This window comes from Rhodococcus sp. BP22, assembly GCF_014281965.1.
Lineage (GTDB): Bacteria > Actinomycetota > Actinomycetes > Mycobacteriales > Mycobacteriaceae > Rhodococcoides.
Genome location: NZ_JACFTB010000004.1, coordinates 407,890 through 422,437 on the forward strand (window position 1 = coordinate 407,890; position 14,548 = coordinate 422,437).

General features: G+C 61.0%; 19 protein-coding genes and 1 tRNA gene. 10 read left to right on the top strand and 10 right to left on the bottom strand.

Features of this window, described 5'->3' with window-relative positions; all coding sequences use genetic code 11:
- Positions 1-8 precede the first annotated feature (8 nt).
- From H2510_RS11500 to H2510_RS11510, 3 genes are all read left to right on the top strand, one after another.
- The gene (locus H2510_RS11500) at positions 9-191 is read left to right on the top strand and encodes a hypothetical protein (RefSeq protein WP_186628423.1); all 183 of its coding nucleotides are present in this window, start codon (positions 9-11) and stop codon (positions 189-191) included.
- Between the two features lie 265 nt (positions 192-456).
- A complete protein-coding gene (gene pyk / locus H2510_RS11505; RefSeq protein ID WP_136172103.1) occupies positions 457-1,875 on the top strand; it encodes a pyruvate kinase in 1,419 nt (472 codons plus the stop codon).
- Complete coding sequence (locus H2510_RS11510) at positions 1,876-2,802, top strand: acyl-CoA thioesterase II (protein ID WP_186628424.1); 927 nt, start codon at positions 1,876-1,878, stop codon at positions 2,800-2,802.
- A gap of 36 nt (positions 2,803-2,838) precedes the next feature.
- On the opposite strand, the gene H2510_RS11515 is transcribed toward H2510_RS11510, so the two are convergent.
- Complete coding sequence (locus H2510_RS11515; RefSeq protein WP_186628425.1) at positions 2,839-3,255, bottom strand: nuclear transport factor 2 family protein; 417 nt, start codon at positions 3,253-3,255, stop codon at positions 2,839-2,841.
- Positions 3,256-3,352: 97 nt separating this feature from the next.
- On the bottom strand, positions 3,353-3,850 hold the full coding sequence (locus tag H2510_RS11520) for a DNA-deoxyinosine glycosylase (protein ID WP_186628426.1): 498 nt from the start codon (positions 3,848-3,850) through the stop codon (positions 3,353-3,355).
- A gap of 66 nt (positions 3,851-3,916) precedes the next feature.
- On the opposite strand from H2510_RS11520, the gene H2510_RS11525 reads away from it, so the two are divergent.
- Positions 3,917-4,114, top strand: coding sequence for a hypothetical protein (locus tag H2510_RS11525; protein ID WP_186628427.1), 198 nt, complete (start codon positions 3,917-3,919; stop codon positions 4,112-4,114).
- Positions 4,115-4,124: 10 nt separating this feature from the next.
- Here H2510_RS11525 and H2510_RS11530 read toward each other — a convergent pair whose 3' ends face one another.
- From H2510_RS11530 to H2510_RS11540, 3 genes are read right to left on the bottom strand one after another with little or no spacing between them, the layout of a single operon-like run.
- The gene (locus tag H2510_RS11530) at positions 4,125-4,304 is read right to left on the bottom strand and encodes a hypothetical protein (RefSeq protein WP_186628428.1); all 180 of its coding nucleotides are present in this window, start codon (positions 4,302-4,304) and stop codon (positions 4,125-4,127) included.
- Positions 4,305-4,360: 56 nt separating this feature from the next.
- Positions 4,361-5,023 (bottom strand): metalloregulator ArsR/SmtB family transcription factor, encoded by a 663-nt coding sequence (locus tag H2510_RS11535; RefSeq protein ID WP_186628429.1) that lies wholly within the window; start codon positions 5,021-5,023, stop codon positions 4,361-4,363.
- 35 nt (positions 5,024-5,058) lie between these two features.
- Positions 5,059-5,484 carry a group III truncated hemoglobin gene (locus tag H2510_RS11540; protein ID WP_222438590.1) on the bottom strand — a complete coding sequence of 142 codons (426 nt, stop codon included), beginning with the start codon at positions 5,482-5,484 and terminating at the stop codon, positions 5,059-5,061.
- A 46-nt stretch (positions 5,485-5,530) separates the two neighbouring features.
- Between H2510_RS11540 and H2510_RS11545 the strand changes: the two genes are divergently transcribed.
- Together H2510_RS11545 and H2510_RS11550 are read left to right on the top strand one after the other, a co-directional pair.
- Positions 5,531-6,697, top strand: a complete 1,167-nt coding sequence (locus tag H2510_RS11545; RefSeq protein ID WP_186628430.1) for a DUF2249 domain-containing protein — start codon at positions 5,531-5,533, stop codon at positions 6,695-6,697.
- Positions 6,694-7,185 (top strand): hypothetical protein, encoded by a 492-nt coding sequence (locus H2510_RS11550; RefSeq protein WP_186628431.1) that lies wholly within the window; start codon positions 6,694-6,696, stop codon positions 7,183-7,185. Before H2510_RS11545 ends, H2510_RS11550 begins: the two co-directional genes overlap by 4 nt.
- 92 nt (positions 7,186-7,277) lie before the next feature.
- On the opposite strand, the gene H2510_RS11555 is transcribed toward H2510_RS11550, so the two are convergent.
- Positions 7,278-7,354: transfer RNA gene (locus H2510_RS11555), tRNA-Leu, on the bottom strand.
- A gap of 117 nt (positions 7,355-7,471) precedes the next feature.
- On the opposite strand from H2510_RS11555, the gene H2510_RS11560 reads away from it, so the two are divergent.
- From H2510_RS11560 to H2510_RS20635, 4 genes are all read left to right on the top strand, one after another.
- Positions 7,472-8,083, top strand: coding sequence for an ANTAR domain-containing response regulator (locus H2510_RS11560; RefSeq protein WP_088945552.1), 612 nt, complete (start codon positions 7,472-7,474; stop codon positions 8,081-8,083).
- 194 nt (positions 8,084-8,277) lie between these two features.
- Positions 8,278-9,612 carry an ABC transporter substrate-binding protein gene (locus H2510_RS11565; protein ID WP_186628432.1) on the top strand — a complete coding sequence of 445 codons (1,335 nt, stop codon included), beginning with the start codon at positions 8,278-8,280 and terminating at the stop codon, positions 9,610-9,612.
- 209 nt (positions 9,613-9,821) lie between these two features.
- Positions 9,822-9,953, top strand: a complete 132-nt coding sequence (locus tag H2510_RS20805; protein WP_261392862.1) for a hypothetical protein — start codon at positions 9,822-9,824, stop codon at positions 9,951-9,953.
- Complete coding sequence (locus H2510_RS20635) at positions 9,950-10,096, top strand: hypothetical protein (RefSeq protein ID WP_222438591.1); 147 nt, start codon at positions 9,950-9,952, stop codon at positions 10,094-10,096. The genes H2510_RS20805 and H2510_RS20635 overlap by 4 nt, the downstream gene beginning before the upstream one ends.
- A gap of 128 nt (positions 10,097-10,224) precedes the next feature.
- On the opposite strand, the gene H2510_RS11575 is transcribed toward H2510_RS20635, so the two are convergent.
- Genes H2510_RS11575 through H2510_RS11590 form a run of 4 tightly spaced genes read right to left on the bottom strand, consistent with a single transcriptional unit; the run spans position 10,225 to position 14,380 of the window.
- A complete protein-coding gene (locus H2510_RS11575; protein WP_186628433.1) occupies positions 10,225-11,031 on the bottom strand; it encodes an ABC transporter ATP-binding protein in 807 nt (268 codons plus the stop codon).
- The gene (locus H2510_RS11580) at positions 11,028-12,089 is read right to left on the bottom strand and encodes an ABC transporter ATP-binding protein (protein ID WP_186628434.1); all 1,062 of its coding nucleotides are present in this window, start codon (positions 12,087-12,089) and stop codon (positions 11,028-11,030) included. The genes H2510_RS11575 and H2510_RS11580 overlap by 4 nt, the downstream gene beginning before the upstream one ends.
- Positions 12,082-13,071 (bottom strand): branched-chain amino acid ABC transporter permease, encoded by a 990-nt coding sequence (locus H2510_RS11585; RefSeq protein ID WP_084346533.1) that lies wholly within the window; start codon positions 13,069-13,071, stop codon positions 12,082-12,084. The genes H2510_RS11580 and H2510_RS11585 overlap by 8 nt, the downstream gene beginning before the upstream one ends.
- Before the next feature lie 4 nt (positions 13,072-13,075).
- On the bottom strand, positions 13,076-14,380 hold the full coding sequence (locus H2510_RS11590; protein WP_186628517.1) for a branched-chain amino acid ABC transporter permease: 1,305 nt from the start codon (positions 14,378-14,380) through the stop codon (positions 13,076-13,078).
- Positions 14,381-14,548: the final 168 nt, after the last annotated feature.

A 14,548-nucleotide genomic window follows, 5' to 3' on the forward strand; every position in this document is an offset into this window, starting at 1 on the left:
AGCTCGCCATGTTGGTTGTGGCCCTGCCGCTCCCTCTCGTCGGTCTCGTGCTGGCGACGGTTTGTTTCGCGCTCGGTGCTGAAGCGGTTGCGACTATCTTGTCGGCGCCACTTGCATTGGTGTTCGCGAGCATCGTGCAGGCGAGTGTGACGGCGCGGCGTACTGTCTTGGCCGCCGTGGTGGGGTGGTGATAGGGACTATCGCTCTGATCGTGCGTGCCGTGGTTGTGGCGGCGACTGACCCGACTGTGTCTGTTCGCCGCTGGTGTCGAACGGGACACCGTGCATCCGGCCTCGGTCGGCAGGAAACTGAGAAGTGCAATTGGGGCGAGCAGCACCGGTATCTGAACCGATGCAGGTGCTTTGAGCACGGCCTTAGTCTTATTACTTGCGAGTAGATTTTCGTTGGTCGCCTCTGCCGACGAGTAGAAACGACACACCGACTAGGCTCGTCTTCGTGAGCCGACGTACGAAGATCGTTTGCACCCTTGGACCTGCGACCGCTACCAGTGAGCGAATCCGTGAACTCGTAGAGAGTGGAATGGATGTCGCCAGACTGAATTTCAGCCACGGTGATCACCCCGATCATCAGGCGAACTACGAGAGGGTCCGAGAGGCATCGAATCTCACCGGCAAGGCCGTGGGAATTCTTGCCGACCTCCAGGGCCCGAAGATTCGTCTCGGTCGATTCGCCGAGGGTAAAACCACCTGGGCCGCCGGCGAATTGGTGCGCATCACCGTCGACGAGGTCGAAGGCACTCATGATCGGGTGTCGACGACCTACAAGGAGTTGGCACAGGACGCCAAGGAAGGCGACCGCCTGCTTGTCGACGACGGCAAGGTCGGGCTCGTCGTCACCGGTGTCGAAGGCAACGACGTTCTCTGTCGGGTAACCGAGGGAGGACCGGTCAGCAACAACAAGGGCGTGTCCCTGCCCGGTATGGACGTATCGGTTCCGGCGCTGTCGGAAAAGGACATCGCGGACCTCGAATTCGCGCTGGATCTCGGTGTCGACTTCATCGCACTGTCGTTCGTCCGTTCGCCTGCCGACGTCGAACTGGTCCACTCCATCATGGACCGAGTCGGCCGCCGAGTGCCGGTCATCGCCAAGATCGAAAAGCCCGAAGCAGTCGACAATCTCGAAGCCATCGTTCTTGCATTCGACGCTGTGATGGTCGCCCGCGGCGACCTCGGCGTCGAATTGCCGCTCGAACAGGTACCGCTGGTGCAGAAGCGTGCCATTCAAATTGCTCGCGCCAACGCCAAGCCCGTCATCGTCGCCACTCAGATGCTCGAGTCGATGATCGAGAATTCGCGGCCTACGAGAGCCGAAGCGTCCGACGTGGCGAACGCGGTCCTCGACGGAACCGATGCAGTCATGCTCTCCGGTGAGACCTCCGTCGGCAAATACGTCATGGAGACCGTGCGCACGATGGCTCGGATCGTCGAAACAGTCGAGACCGAGGGTGAGGGCGTTCCACCGTTGACACACACGCCGCGTACCAAGCGTGGCGTCATCTCCTATGCTGCCCGCGACATCGGTGAGCGCCTCGATGCCAAGGCGCTTGTGGCGTTCACTCAGTCCGGCGACACCGTACGACGCCTGGCCCGTCTGCACACCTCGCTCCCGCTGCTCGCGTTCACCTCGATTCCGGAGGTCCGTAGTCAGCTTTCCTTGAGCTGGGGGACCGAGACGTTCCTGGTGCCAGAGGTCGAAACAACCGATGCGATGGTGCTCGAAGTCGACAAAGCCTTGCTCGAACTCGGCCGCTACAACAAGGGCGATCAGGTCGTGATCGTCGCCGGTGCGCCCCCCGGCACAGTAGGCTCGACCAACTTGATCCATGTGCATCGAATTGGGGAAGAGGACCGGTAAGTGGCAGATGTGGGGGGACCCGGTGCCGCAGCGTTACCCGGGACCGATGTGAAGACGGATCTGCAGACGCTTCTCGAGTTGCTCGACCTCGAGAAGATCGGTGACGGTGTGTACCGGGGGGTGCATCCGCGCCAGGTGGGCAGCCGCACTTTCGGCGGCCAACTTCTCGCGCAGGCTCTGATCGCGGCCGGTAAGACGGTCGAGGGCACCACCCGCGATGTGCACGCTGTCAACGCACACTTCATCCGTGGCGGAGACGTCAAGAAGCCCATCGACTATCACGTGTCCATCCAGCGCGACGGACGCGCCTTCGCCAACCGGCAGGTCACCGCGGTTCAGGACGGCAACGAGTTGTTCGTGATGTTGGCCGCGTTCCAGGACTTCGGTAAGGGGCTCGAGCACAGCGTCGAACTACCCGACGTGCCGTACCCGGATGCGTTGCCTCCGCTCGGCGATCACTTCATCGGATACGAAGATCGCCTGCAGATGTTCGTCAACGCACTCAAGCCGATCGATATGCGTTACGCCAACGACCCGACCTGGATCATGCAGGGTACCGGTGAGAGGCTCACGCACAATCGTGTGTGGATGAAAGCTGACGGCGAACTTCCCGATGCGTCGATCTACCATGCGGCCACGATGGCGTACGCGTCGGACACGACAGTGCTCGACTCGATCATCACCACTCACGGGCTTTCATGGGGGTTCGATCGGATCGTTGCGGCGACCGTCAATCACTCGATCTGGTTCCACCGGCCGTTCCGATTCGACGAATGGGCGCTCTATGCCACCGAATCACCTGTAGCCGCTGGTTCGCGGGGCCTGGCCACCGGTCGGTTCTTCTCGATGGACGGGCTGTTGTTGGCCACCGTCGTCCAGGAGGGTCTCATTCGACACTTTCCCAAGAAAGAACGACTGGCTACGTAAGTTGTCAGGCAGTGCCGTCGCTGACGGTGGAGGCCGTCAGGCGCTTTCCTCCACCGGGAGGACAAGGTCGCCGAGGGTGCCCAAGGGCTGACACGAACGGTGGGTGATCCGCCAACCCGCATCCGTGCGCAACCACCTGTCGTCGTATATCCCTACGAAGTCCCAGTGCTGTACCGGGCGCCCAGGCGCGGAAAAGTGTATGGCCCGGATGTAGCTCGTCGAGGTGGCCCGGTCTCCATCGACCCGGACGCGGTAGTTGCCGGTCAAGTGCTGGGTGGGCCCGCAGCGGCCGAGGTAGCGGATGGTGTTGGCGGTGATCGCCGGCAGACCCTTCTGGCCGTAGCCTTCGGCGTCCTCGGTGAAGATCTCGCCGAGGCGGTCCCACTCTTTGTGGTCGAGGATCCATGCGATTTCGATGAGCTGCTCGACGATCTCCTGGTGGTTCTCATTCATTGCATGCTCCATGGGTGGCTGGGATCATTGTTCTCTCACCGAAGATATAACCGCAGAGACGACCTGGAATACCAACGATGGCCCAGCGCAACCGAGTTCAGCGGCCGACGACAGCCCACGCAGCGAGCTTGGTCTCGAAATTCATGGACGCGTGCGCCGGGCTCGTCGACGGGAGCAGGGCCATCGTGACTTCGGCGGTGCGGGCCGTAGTCGGCGCATACCGTCGATAGCTGGCCTCGGCCTTGGCACCGTTGAAGAAGATGCGGTTGATCGACGGGTGAGATTCGAGGAGCGCGGTGATGTCGTTGATCTCGATGGAGGATTCGACGATCGCGGAGTCGAGGCTTCCTGTTCGCGTGCACAGCTTCATCACGTCCCAGACGGCGATACCGTGGCGTCGTAGCGCGGCAACTCGATCTTCGTAGTCCAGGTTCGGTCCGGCCTCGAACAGTTCTCCTATGATCTGCCAGAACGCATTTCGTGGATGTGCGTAGTAGGCCTGGGCAGTCAGTGACGCGACTCCCGGCATCGATCCGAGTATCAGCGTGTGCGCATTCTCCGAGACTATCGGCGCAAAGCTGTGGATGGTGGTCATGATCGAAACAGTCTCACGTTGCGAAAGCGCTGCATGGGTAGCAGTGGCTGACGGACAATGGTCATCATGTTGGACCCACGAGTACTCGACAACCATGAGCTCGACGCAGAACTGGCTGCACTCCGGCGGGGGCGTGACGCCTCGATGGACGAAGGAGCTGGAGACGATACTTTGGCCGAGGCGGATCGGCTGATCGAGAGGTTCGAGAAGGAAATTAAGGCGCGACATCAGGATTCCAGCCAGCAGGACCAGATGGACGTCTGAGCCACCGTTGTCAGTCGGTCACCGGGCGGTCGACATATCCGGTGGTGTGCTGATTGTCCGCACTGCACTGGTAGTAGACCCACTTGGCGTCCGAGGTACCGGCGGGATCACCGAACCGGTGAGTGACACGCTCCGCACATAAAGTGCCTGCGCCTCTGTCGTGGCAACGAAGATTGCTGGGTATGTACATGAGCCCACCATAGGCTCTATCTACAAGGCCGTTTACCAGGCGTTTTTAGATACGACTTATTCTTCGCGGAGCTTCGGTCGTCCCGTTCTCGTGATCACGCACAGGTCGGGTTGCACGAAGGGGAGTAGCGCGACATTCGGGCTGGTGTCTTCTTCGATTTCGAGGATTCGTTCGATCAGGCCGCGGTGCACCGAACACACCACTTGTGGATGCGCCACCGCCGAGTCGCGAAACGGACAGGCTCGCAATTCGATCGTTCCCTGGGCATCGGTGTGTGGGTCGAAGCCGAGTTGGTCGAGGACGGTCAGCAGTTCGACGCTGCCCGTCCCGGGCATCGTGTTCTGGGCAATGATGTCGTCTGCCCACTGCCTTCCTGCGTCTTCCGCACTCGCGCGGCCACCGTCGTCGTGGGTGGCCAACGCCTCGGCCAGTACGTCGATGAGTTGTACTCGAGAAGTCTCGCTCCGCACCACTGGCGTGGCAGTGTAGAAAGTTCGGGGGCGTCCGCGACGCTTCTCCGAGACCGGCTGGCGCCGAACCATTCCAGAGCCTTCGAGATGGTCGAGGTGAAACCGAACAGTGGTGAGATGCAAGTCGATTCTGGTGGCTATGCTCAGCGCGTCGAGTGGATCGCGAGCCTCGACGAGCATGTCGAGTATCTGCCGCCGCGTTTCGGATGCGAGCGCGGCGTGATGGGCGTTGTCGCTCCGATCAGCCATTGTTTGAAAGTATCACTATCCGCTAAATTCAGACATCACAGACCCGCTTGGATGCTGCGCGTACTCACGGATTCGTTCTCGCGACGTGAACTCGCGTGAAGCCGTCGATGAATCGAGTAGGCGATTCGGCGCGCCTGGGTCTTGGCTGCCTCGGCCTTCTGTCCGGCGAAGCTCTCGTCGACGTTGGCGACCCAGATTTCGAGCCACCGGTCGAAGTGTTCCTGCTCCAGTGGGAACCTGTCGTTCAGTGCGACGTGGAGTTGGAACGCGTTGCGCTTGTACTTGCCTGCGCGAAACAGCACTGTTTCCCAGAAGTCGCACATGATCGGCAGGTGATGGCCCAGATCCATCTCCGCGATCTCGGTGAATATCGGACCGATCAACGGATCGGCGAATGCTCGTTCGTAGAACTCGCCGACCATGGTCTCGACGTCGTGCCGGTCTCTCAAGTCTCGCATCATGCTGTCGATCCTAGGTGATTAAAAAGCATTGTGATACTTTCTATTCATGGAAGCGGCAACTCACGCGTTGGTAACCAGAAATACGATTGACGCGCAGCAAGTGCGTCCGGTCGAGAAGGGCAAGGTCAAGACTCGTCGTGTCTTCAAGGGGCCGGGAGTGACGATGATTCGTTTGACCATCGATTCCGGTGCCGTGATGACCGAGCACACTGCGGCGGTACCCATTGTGTTGCAGTCTATTTCAGGAAATGCCGTGATCGAGGTCGGCGGCGAACGGATCGACATGTCGGCTGGGGCGATAGTTCATGTCGATGCACACGTACCGCACTCTGTCGAAGCGATCACCCCAGCTCACCTACTGCTTTTCTTGCTAGAACGGGCTCCGTCCGAGAAGGCGAAGACACCAGAACCCATCCCGGAGCCGGCGCGATCCGATGTGGTCCTCGCCAGCACCGGCGCCGATGCCGCCGCTATCGAGGCAGTCCTGAATCGGCACGCTGAAGTATCCGGCACGCTTTCCGGTTACGCGACGCGTGTGATCGACGCCGCGAGCGCGGGGGATCAGGGCTTGGCCGTCGGAACGCGAATCGAACTCCTCGCGTGGTGCAGCGGTCCGTTGGCCGACCTCCTCGACGCCGAGGCAGCAGAATTCGGTCTGGCTTTGCGCGAGATCGACGAAGCATTGGCAGATCGAGTCGCACAAGAGCGCGACGCGGTCGTTGCGTCGAGCCTCCGAGTAGCGCAAGCGCAGTCCGCTGCGGAGGGCGCTGCCGAGGTCGCAGGTCTGCGGGTGCACGTCGGCCAATACCTGCGTACCTATGAAAGCCGCGCGCTGCCCGCTCTCGCACAGTCGAAAGCGGCATCCTTGGCGGCTCTGTGGGCGAAGGTCGAAGCCCAGACGTCGACCGTCGCTGCAGGAGAAGGCCATGCGGCAACCGATCATGTCTGCGAATGCGGTGTCGTGGACGAGCCTGAGTTGCCCGAACTCGATGTGCGCACAGTTCCGCATGCCATCCGTCATGCCACCGTTTTCGGCGCCCTCGATGCCGTGCAGGCGGGGGCGGGGATGATTCTGATCGCGCCACACGATCCGCTGCCCTTGCTGGCTCAGATCGAGCAACGGACGCCGGGGCGGTTCGAGGTCAGCTACCTCGAGCGTGGACCGCAAGCGTGGCGACTGCAGCTGTCCAACACCGCCTCGCACGACAGATGAAGCTAGACGCTCTACGTGTCACTTACGTTCTGGGCGTGTGCTTCGTCATTGCCGGTGGGCTCGTCGCTGCGGTGACGGGCCCACTGGACCTCGAGCGAGGCAGTTGGCTCGCGGCATATTCGGTATTGGTATGCGGTGTCGCACAATGCGCGCTAGCGGTCGGCCACACGGTAACCGGCGCCCCCGCTCCGACGTCGCAGCTGTCATGGATTCGGCTGGCCGGCTGGAATCTGGGCAATCTGCTGGTGATTGTCGGTGCGCTACTTCGGGTTCCGATCCTCGTCGATATCGGGGCGGTCCCGTTGGTGATCGCGTTGGTGCTCACTCTTCGGTCGACCCGGAACGCTATTCGGCGGATACCTGCGGTGGGCTATCGCCTGGTACTTCTCGTACTGATCGTGAGCATCCCGATCGGAGTGACTCTCAGTCACGCTCGGGCCGCAACGGAGTCTGCCGCACCCGTTCATGCCGCGATCGAATCCTGGTAACCGGTATGGCACGCGATGCGGGGCAAGGCACCGGGCGAAACACGACACCCTGGCGGGTGTCGGTTCACAATCGATCTTCGACCTGTACTACGTGGTGCCCTCGGTGAGACTCGAACTCACACTGGACGGGTTTTGAATCCGTTTCCTCTGCCAATTGGGATACGAGGGCTGGCATCTTCAAGCAACGATTGACGAGTCTAGAAGATGCGCCGCGGGGGTGTTGCACCGGTACCCTTCAAAGGCTCGAGCACTGATGGGCGATGACTGTCGAAGGAGACTGGTACGTATGAATGCTCCTGTTGCGCAAGGTAGTGGCAAGCCCGCACTTCGTGTCGTAGTTGCCGAGGACGAATCTCTGATTCGCCTCGACCTCGTGGAAATGCTTCGCGAGGAAGGGTACGAGGTGGTGGGTGAGGCGGCCGACGGTCAACGGGCGGTGGATCTGGCCATCGAACTTCGACCCGATCTGGTGATCATGGATGTGAAGATGCCTCGTCGCGACGGCATCGACGCCGCATCGGAAATTGCCGAGAAGCGGATCGCACCTGTGGTGATCCTGACCGCATTCAGTCAGCGAGAACTCGTCGAGAAGGCGCGCGATGCGGGAGCCATGGCATATCTGGTGAAGCCGTTCTCGAAGGCCGATCTGATACCGGCCGTCGAACTTGCGGCCAGTCGATACACGGAGATCTCTTCGCTGGAGAGCGAGATCGTCGATCTGCAGGAGCGACTCGAGACGCGGAAGCTGGTCGAGCGCGCGAAAGGCAAGTTGATGGAGTCTCAGTCGCTGACCGAGCCTGCGGCGTTCAAGTGGATTCAGCATGCAGCGATGGACCGTCGAACGACGATGAAAGCCGTGGCGCTCATCATTATCGAGACTCTGGACAACACTGCGTAAGCGAGGGTTTTCGGCTTCGGTGGAGTGCTCAGGCTACGGCCACGTAAAACTTTTGCCCATCAGGTCACAGTAAGGTCACGAGCCTCGTTCTCGCTGATCGCAAATCGCCTCGGACAGCTACCGTCTGATCCACACAAGAGCCTCATACGACTCAGGTGTGCTTCATAGCGATGAGCAAACCAAGGAGACCCTAGATGGCAAAACGGACCTACGTCCGCACGGCTGCGGTGTTGGGTGCTGCATCATTGGCACTGTTCGGATGTTCCTCGAACGACGATTCGAATTCGAGTGACAGCACCAGCGCCGCCGGCGGAAGCTCGGCAGCAGAAGAAACAGTCTCGACCGACTGCACACCTGAAGTGGCCACTGCGGGCGCAACGCCGGTCACCACTCCACTTGTCGTGGGAACTCTGCTCCCCGAGACCGGAACTCTCGCGTTTCTCGGGCCGCCTGAGGTTGCAGGTGTCCAACTCGCCATCAACGACGTGAACGAGGCCGGTGGCGTACTTGCCCAGCCCGTCCAGCTCATCCCCGGCGACTCGGGTGACACGACCACCGATACTGCGACGACGACCGTCGATCGTCTGCTCGCCGGTGGCTCCGACGTCATCATCGGTGCAGCGTCGTCCTCTGTGTCGCTCAAGGTCATCGACAAGATCGCCAGTGCAGGCGTGGTCCAGTTCTCACCGGCCAATACTTCCGATCAGTTCGTCTGCTACCCCGACAAGGGGCAGTACTTCCGTACCGCACCGACCGACGTGCTGCAGGCACAGGCGCTCTCGAAGCTCATCGCCGAGGACGGCGCACAGCGCGTGTCCATTCTCGCGCTGAACGATCCCTATGGAACGGGCCTCGCCAGCAATACCGTCGATAATCTCGAGGCGGCAGGCATTCCGTCGGATCAGATTCAGAAGATCATCTACGATCCCAACGCACAGTCGTTCAACGCCGAGGTCGACGACGTCAAGACCTTCGCGCCCGACGCCGTGGCCATCATCGGCTTCGAGGAGTCGGCGAAGATCATCACCCGCATGCATGAGGTCGGCATCGGACCGTCCGACGGAATGGCAGTCTTCGGCGTCGACGGCAACATGGGTAACGCACTCGGCGAATCCGTGGCGAAGCCGTTGCTGGACACGATGAGAGGCACGACGCCACTCACCGACGTCGGCCCGGCATTCCAGGACCGACTCAAGGCCATCAACCCGGCCCTGGTGGACTTCAATTACGCAGGCGAGTCCTACGACGCGGTGGTGATCTCGGCGCTGGCAGCCGAGGCCGCAAAGTCGACCGCAGGTACCGATATCGCGGCGAATATCAACGCAGTCACCAAGGGTGGCGAGAAGTGCACGACCTTTGCGCAGTGCCTTCCGCTGGCAAAGGCCGGAACCGACCTCGACTATGACGGAATTACCGGTGCGCTGAACTTCACCGATGGTGGCGAACCCGCCACCGGTTCCTACGGCAACCTGGTTTTCGGCCCGGACAACACACTGACCACCGATGGATTCATAGTGGTCGGCGAGTGATCGACTGACTCAACTAGTGGAGCCCCGTTCTGCTCGGCATAACGGGGCTCTTCTGGTCGTGCCCGACAGCATCCTGTGGCGCGCAGAAGTGAGAGCTACTCGGAGCTGGCATGTACATCAGGAGCGTTGTCTTGCAGGAGCTTTCGATCATGCTTATGGACCTGGGAAGGCAGTCGCGCGGGCCGGACGCTATTACTGAGGAGGAATGTATGTCGATGGATCAGTTGGCGTTCTATCAGCAGAAGCTGGAATACGAGATCGATTCGTGGGATCTGTACGAGGCATTGCAGTCTCAGAGTGAGCTGGGTACCGATGTCGTCGTGGTGCCAAAACTGCGATGAAGCTGGTGAGTCTCGGGTTTCGGGTGAAGGAGATGCTCGGCGGGTTGGATTGGTGGAAGCGTGACGGGTATGCGACGGACGGGCAGGATGCTCGGCCCGGGGTCGAGGTTCCAGCGTGCGGGTGCGATGGCGAGGCCGGCTGACGACATGCCCGGGTTGGCTTTGTCGATGACGACCAAGGATGTCGACGGGTTCTCCGACAGCGAGGAATCGCGCAAACGCCGACACGGAAACAACCGTGTCGGCGTCCTGCGTAGCGAACGAGGTGCGGTTACTTTTCTTTGCTTCCTGCCAACGTTCCGAGGTACAGCTCGATCACCTTCGGGTCGTTCATCAGATTGGTCCCGGTGTCGGTGTAGGCATTTCGGCCCTGATCGAGGACATAGCCGCGGTCGCAGATCTGAAGACACCGTCGCGCGTTCTGCTCGACCATGATGATCGAGACGCCTGCCGCATTGATCTTCTTGCAGCGGATGAACACTTCGTCCTGGAACATCGGCGACAGGCCCGCCGACGGCTCGTCGAGCAGCAGCACCGATGGTTCCATCATGAGCGCGCGACCCATCGCGACCATCTGGCGTTCACCGCCGGACAGTGCGCCTGCCTTGACCTTTTTGCGCTCACCCAGGAGTGGGAAGAGTTCGCTGACGAACTCGAAGCGTTCCGCGAACTTCTTGGGACGCAGATAGATTCCCATTTCGAGATTCTCTTCGATGGTCAGCGACGGGAAGACGTTCTGCGTCTGCGGGACGTACCCGACGCCTTTCGTCACCAGTACGTGCGCTTGCGCCGAAGTAATGTTGTCACCGCGTAGTTTGACCGAACCTTCGCGGACGGGAATCAGCCCGAACAGAGTCTTCAAAAGTGTCGACTTACCTGCCCCGTTGGGCCCGATGATGCCGACGATTTCGCCGTCCCGAAGGAAGAAGTTGCAGTCACTGAGGATGTTGACGCCGGGAATGTATCCCGCAACCAGATTGTCGGCTCGCAGAAGCGCGCCTTCGGCCAGCCGAGCATGCTCTGCCGGGGTCGCGGCAAATTCTGCGGCGGTCAATTTTTGTGTACCGGGTTCGCTCATTTGTCGTCTTCTTCCTTGGCATGCGTGCCAGCGGCAGCAGAGCCCGGAACGACGTCCGGAGCGACAAATTCGGGTTCCGACAGGTCACCGCCGGCCTCGAGCTCTTCGGCCTCTGCCTGCGCGAGTGCTTCGGCCAGTTCGGCGGTCGCACCTACGGGGTTGCCGTTCTCGTCGAATTCCAGCGCCTGGTCGTGGTTACTTCCCAGATACGCGTCGACGACAGCGCCATTGTTCGACAGTTCCTCTGGCGTCGATTCGGCGATGACACTGCCCTGTGCCATGACGACGACCCAGTCGCTGATATCTCGGATGACGTCCATATCGTGTTCGACGAACACCACGGTCATTCCATCGTCGCGCAGTGATTTGATATGCCCCAACAGGCTTTGTGTGAGAGCAGGATTGACGCCTGCCATCGGCTCGTCGAGCATCACCACAGCAGGGTCGGTCATGAGCGCACGGGCCATCTCGAGCAGTTTGCGCTGCCCGCCCGACAATGAGCCGGCGAGATCGTCGGCCTTGGCGTCGAGCTTGAATCGAGCCAAGAGATCGTAGGCGCGTTCGGTGATCTCCCGTTCCTGGGCTTTCCACGTCCATGGCATGAACGTGTTGAGTATGCGTTCGCCCTTCTGCCCGGTGGCGCCGAGGCGGACATTGTCCAGGACAGTGAGCTTCGAGAGTGCTTTCGTCAGCTGAAAGGTGCGCACGACGCCTTTGCGGGCAACCTGATGCGGATGCATCTTCCCGAGCGACTGGCCATCCATCGACCAAGTGCCGGTGTCGGGTCGATCGAAACCGGTCAGCAGATTGAACAGGGTGGTTTTGCCTGCGCCGTTCGGTCCGATGAGTCCGGTGATGCAGCCGCGCTGAATCTCGAGGTGGGCAACGTCGACCGCTTTGAGCCCGCCGAACGTCCTTGAGACGCCGTCGACGACCAGGGTTGGGTCGGGCTTCGGTGCGCCGGGAGTGCTCGGTACGCCTGCGAACAGTGCCCTTCGCTCTTCGGAGCTGAGAGCTTTGGCGGCGCGTGCGGCCAAAGCCGATGAGGTGTCAGGCATTGAGTTGGACCTCTCGCTTGTTCCCGAGAATACCCTGGGGTCTGAAGACCATCAGTACGGCGATCAGGATCCCCAACAGCACGAATCGAGTCGCACCGACCTGCTGCTCGCTGAGGTCCAGCAGAGGATCGGGGCCGGTGATCGCCTGGCGAAGGATGGCGTCGGGGATCGACAGTAGGAACCAGAACAACATGGCACCGAGCACCGGTCCGAACACCGTCGCGGCACCGCCGAGAATCAGAGCTCCGAATGCGAAGAAGGTCTGCGCGGTGGAGTAGAAGTCCGGGTTGATGGATTTGGTCTGCAGTGCGTTGAACACACCACCCATGCCGCCGATGACACCGCCCATGACGAGGGCCTGCATCTTGTAGACGAACACGTTCTTACCCAATGAACGCGCAGCGTCCTCGTCCTCGCGCACGGCCTTGAGGACGCGGCCCCACGGGCTGTGTGTGAGCAGGTACACGAAGCCACACAGAACGAGTACGAGCGTCCAACCCACCACCATCGACCACAGGTCGTCGCCATAGAATTTGACGCCCAGGAACGAGTACTGCTTCCCCGAGTCGAAGGGGCTCAGCGACGTGAACGGATCAGCGAAACCGAACAGTCCGTTGGTCGATGCAGTCACCGAATCCGTAGCGGTCGAGCGGAAGACGAGTCTGAGTATCTCTGAGGCCGCGATCGTGACGATAGCCAGATAGTCCGCCCTCAGCCGGAGCGTCGGGATGCCGAGGACGAGCGCGAGCAGTCCGGCCGCACCGAGACCGACGAGGATACCGACCCACAACGGCTGCTGATAGGTGACCGTCATGATTCCGACGCCGTATCCGCCGAGCAGGGCGAATCCGATCTGGCCGAAGTTGAGCAGACCCGCATAACCGAAGTGCAGGTTCAAGCCGATGGCGAGTAATGCGTAGAAGATTGCCGACGGACCGATCAGCTGCGCGAGTGAAACTTGAAGAGCCGCAAGAATATCCATCAGTTCACCCGATCCTTTGCCGCGAGCCGAGTATGCCCTGAGGTCTGACGACGAGGATGAGAATCAAGACGAGCAGGCCTCCGATGTATTTGAGATCGGGATTGATGAACATCGTCGACCACTGCACGAGCAGCCCCACGATCACGCAGCCGAGGAGCGCCCCGTATGCGGTTCCGAGCCCGCCGAGGGTGATGCCGGCGAACATGAGGAGGAGCAGCTTGAAGCCCATCTCCCATTGCACGCGACCGCCGAGTTCGGACAGTCCGAACAGGACGCCACCGAGAGCAGCGAGCCCGCCGCCCATGCACCAGACGAATGTCACGACGCGTTCGACATTGATGCCCGACGACGCCGCGAGGTCGCGGTTGTCCGCGACGGCGCGCATCGCTTTGCCGATCCGAGTGCGTTGCAACATGAGCGCGACGCCGACGAGCACGACGATGCTGATGATGATGCACGCCAGATTGACGTTGGTGATGGCGAACGGACCCCATTCGTTCTGGGTCTGAGCCTGGTAGTCGTCGAAGGGCTCGGCGCGGTCGGAGAAGAAGATGAGGATCAGGTACCGCAGCGCGATCGCAAGGCCGATGGACACCACAAGTTGTGCGATCAGACCGGTCTTGCGTTTTCGAAGTGGTCTCCAGATGGCCGCGTTGTTGAGCCATCCGATGGCGACGCCGACGATGACGGCCAGGATCGTGGCATAGATCAGTTGAATACCCATGCTGACGTTGAACACCCAGGCAGCTACGGCCCCGAGAGTGACCAGTTCACCGTGCGCGAAGTTGGTCAGGCCGGTGGTGCCGAAGATCAGACTCAGACCGACTGCGGCGAGGGCGATTACGAGACCGAAACGGAAGCCGTCGACCGTAGTCCTGATGAATTTCTCGTAGAAGGGAAGCTCGTTGGAGGTGCGGGCTTCACCGAACGAAAAGATCACGGTGTTCGTGCGTCCGGCCGCAATCTCGCGCTGCACTTCGCCCTGAACGCTGACCCCGTCGGGAAGCGTCTCGGAGTCGACCTCGAAAGTGTATGACCCTGGGGATAATTCGAGGGTCCAGCGGCCACCTTTCTCGGATGTCGTTCGAGCGACCTCGTCGCCGGTCGAATCGCGCGCCAGCACGTCGACGTCGGTCAGGCGTTCGCCACCGTTGTTGAGGCTGCCACTGACGGGGACGGCGTCGGCCGCAGGTGGTTGAGATATCGACGACGGTGGGGGAGTCGGCGTCGGTTCCTGGGCCAGCGCGGTGCCGCCGAACGTCACGGCGGCTATGGATCCGAGGATCGCCAGAAGGAGGGTTTGTTTGATGAAGTGAAGCGGGGTTCGGCTGCGATGCCGAAGTCGAATCTTCCTACGGGTCCATCGAACAATTGGGGCCACGCACGTCCTCCGGACGGTTGTCGGTTGAGCCTCGAGACCTCGGCTGCTGCAATTGTGGGACTGTAACCGTTGAAAGCGCACGAAATCGGAGTCTTG

Excerpts from the sequence above, each read along its gene's own strand:
- H2510_RS11565 (WP_186628432.1), top strand. The coding sequence starts at position 8,278 with ATGGCAAAACGGACCTACGTCCGCACGGCTGCGGTGTTGGGTGCTGCA.
- H2510_RS11575 (WP_186628433.1), bottom strand. The coding sequence starts at position 11,031 with ATGAGCGAACCCGGTACACAAAAATTGACCGCCGCAGAATTTGCCGCG.
- H2510_RS11500 (WP_186628423.1), top strand. The coding sequence starts at position 9 with ATGTTGGTTGTGGCCCTGCCGCTCCCTCTCGTCGGTCTCGTGCTGGCG.
- H2510_RS20805 (WP_261392862.1), top strand. The coding sequence starts at position 9,822 with ATGTCGATGGATCAGTTGGCGTTCTATCAGCAGAAGCTGGAATACGAG.
- H2510_RS11530 (WP_186628428.1), bottom strand. The coding sequence starts at position 4,304 with ATGTACATACCCAGCAATCTTCGTTGCCACGACAGAGGCGCAGGCACT.
- H2510_RS11525 (WP_186628427.1), top strand. The coding sequence starts at position 3,917 with ATGTTGGACCCACGAGTACTCGACAACCATGAGCTCGACGCAGAACTG.
- H2510_RS11585 (WP_084346533.1), bottom strand. The coding sequence starts at position 13,071 with ATGGATATTCTTGCGGCTCTTCAAGTTTCACTCGCGCAGCTGATCGGT.
- H2510_RS11520 (WP_186628426.1), bottom strand. The coding sequence starts at position 3,850 with ATGACCACCATCCACAGCTTTGCGCCGATAGTCTCGGAGAATGCGCAC.
- H2510_RS11535 (WP_186628429.1), bottom strand. The coding sequence starts at position 5,023 with ATGGCTGATCGGAGCGACAACGCCCATCACGCCGCGCTCGCATCCGAA.
- H2510_RS11560 (WP_088945552.1), top strand. The coding sequence starts at position 7,472 with ATGAATGCTCCTGTTGCGCAAGGTAGTGGCAAGCCCGCACTTCGTGTC.
- H2510_RS11515 (WP_186628425.1), bottom strand. The coding sequence starts at position 3,255 with ATGAATGAGAACCACCAGGAGATCGTCGAGCAGCTCATCGAAATCGCA.
- H2510_RS11550 (WP_186628431.1), top strand. The coding sequence starts at position 6,694 with ATGAAGCTAGACGCTCTACGTGTCACTTACGTTCTGGGCGTGTGCTTC.
- H2510_RS11545 (WP_186628430.1), top strand. The coding sequence starts at position 5,531 with ATGGAAGCGGCAACTCACGCGTTGGTAACCAGAAATACGATTGACGCG.
- H2510_RS11540 (WP_222438590.1), bottom strand. The coding sequence starts at position 5,484 with ATGATGCGAGACTTGAGAGACCGGCACGACGTCGAGACCATGGTCGGC.
- H2510_RS11580 (WP_186628434.1), bottom strand. The coding sequence starts at position 12,089 with ATGCCTGACACCTCATCGGCTTTGGCCGCACGCGCCGCCAAAGCTCTC.
- H2510_RS20635 (WP_222438591.1), top strand. The coding sequence starts at position 9,950 with ATGAAGCTGGTGAGTCTCGGGTTTCGGGTGAAGGAGATGCTCGGCGGG.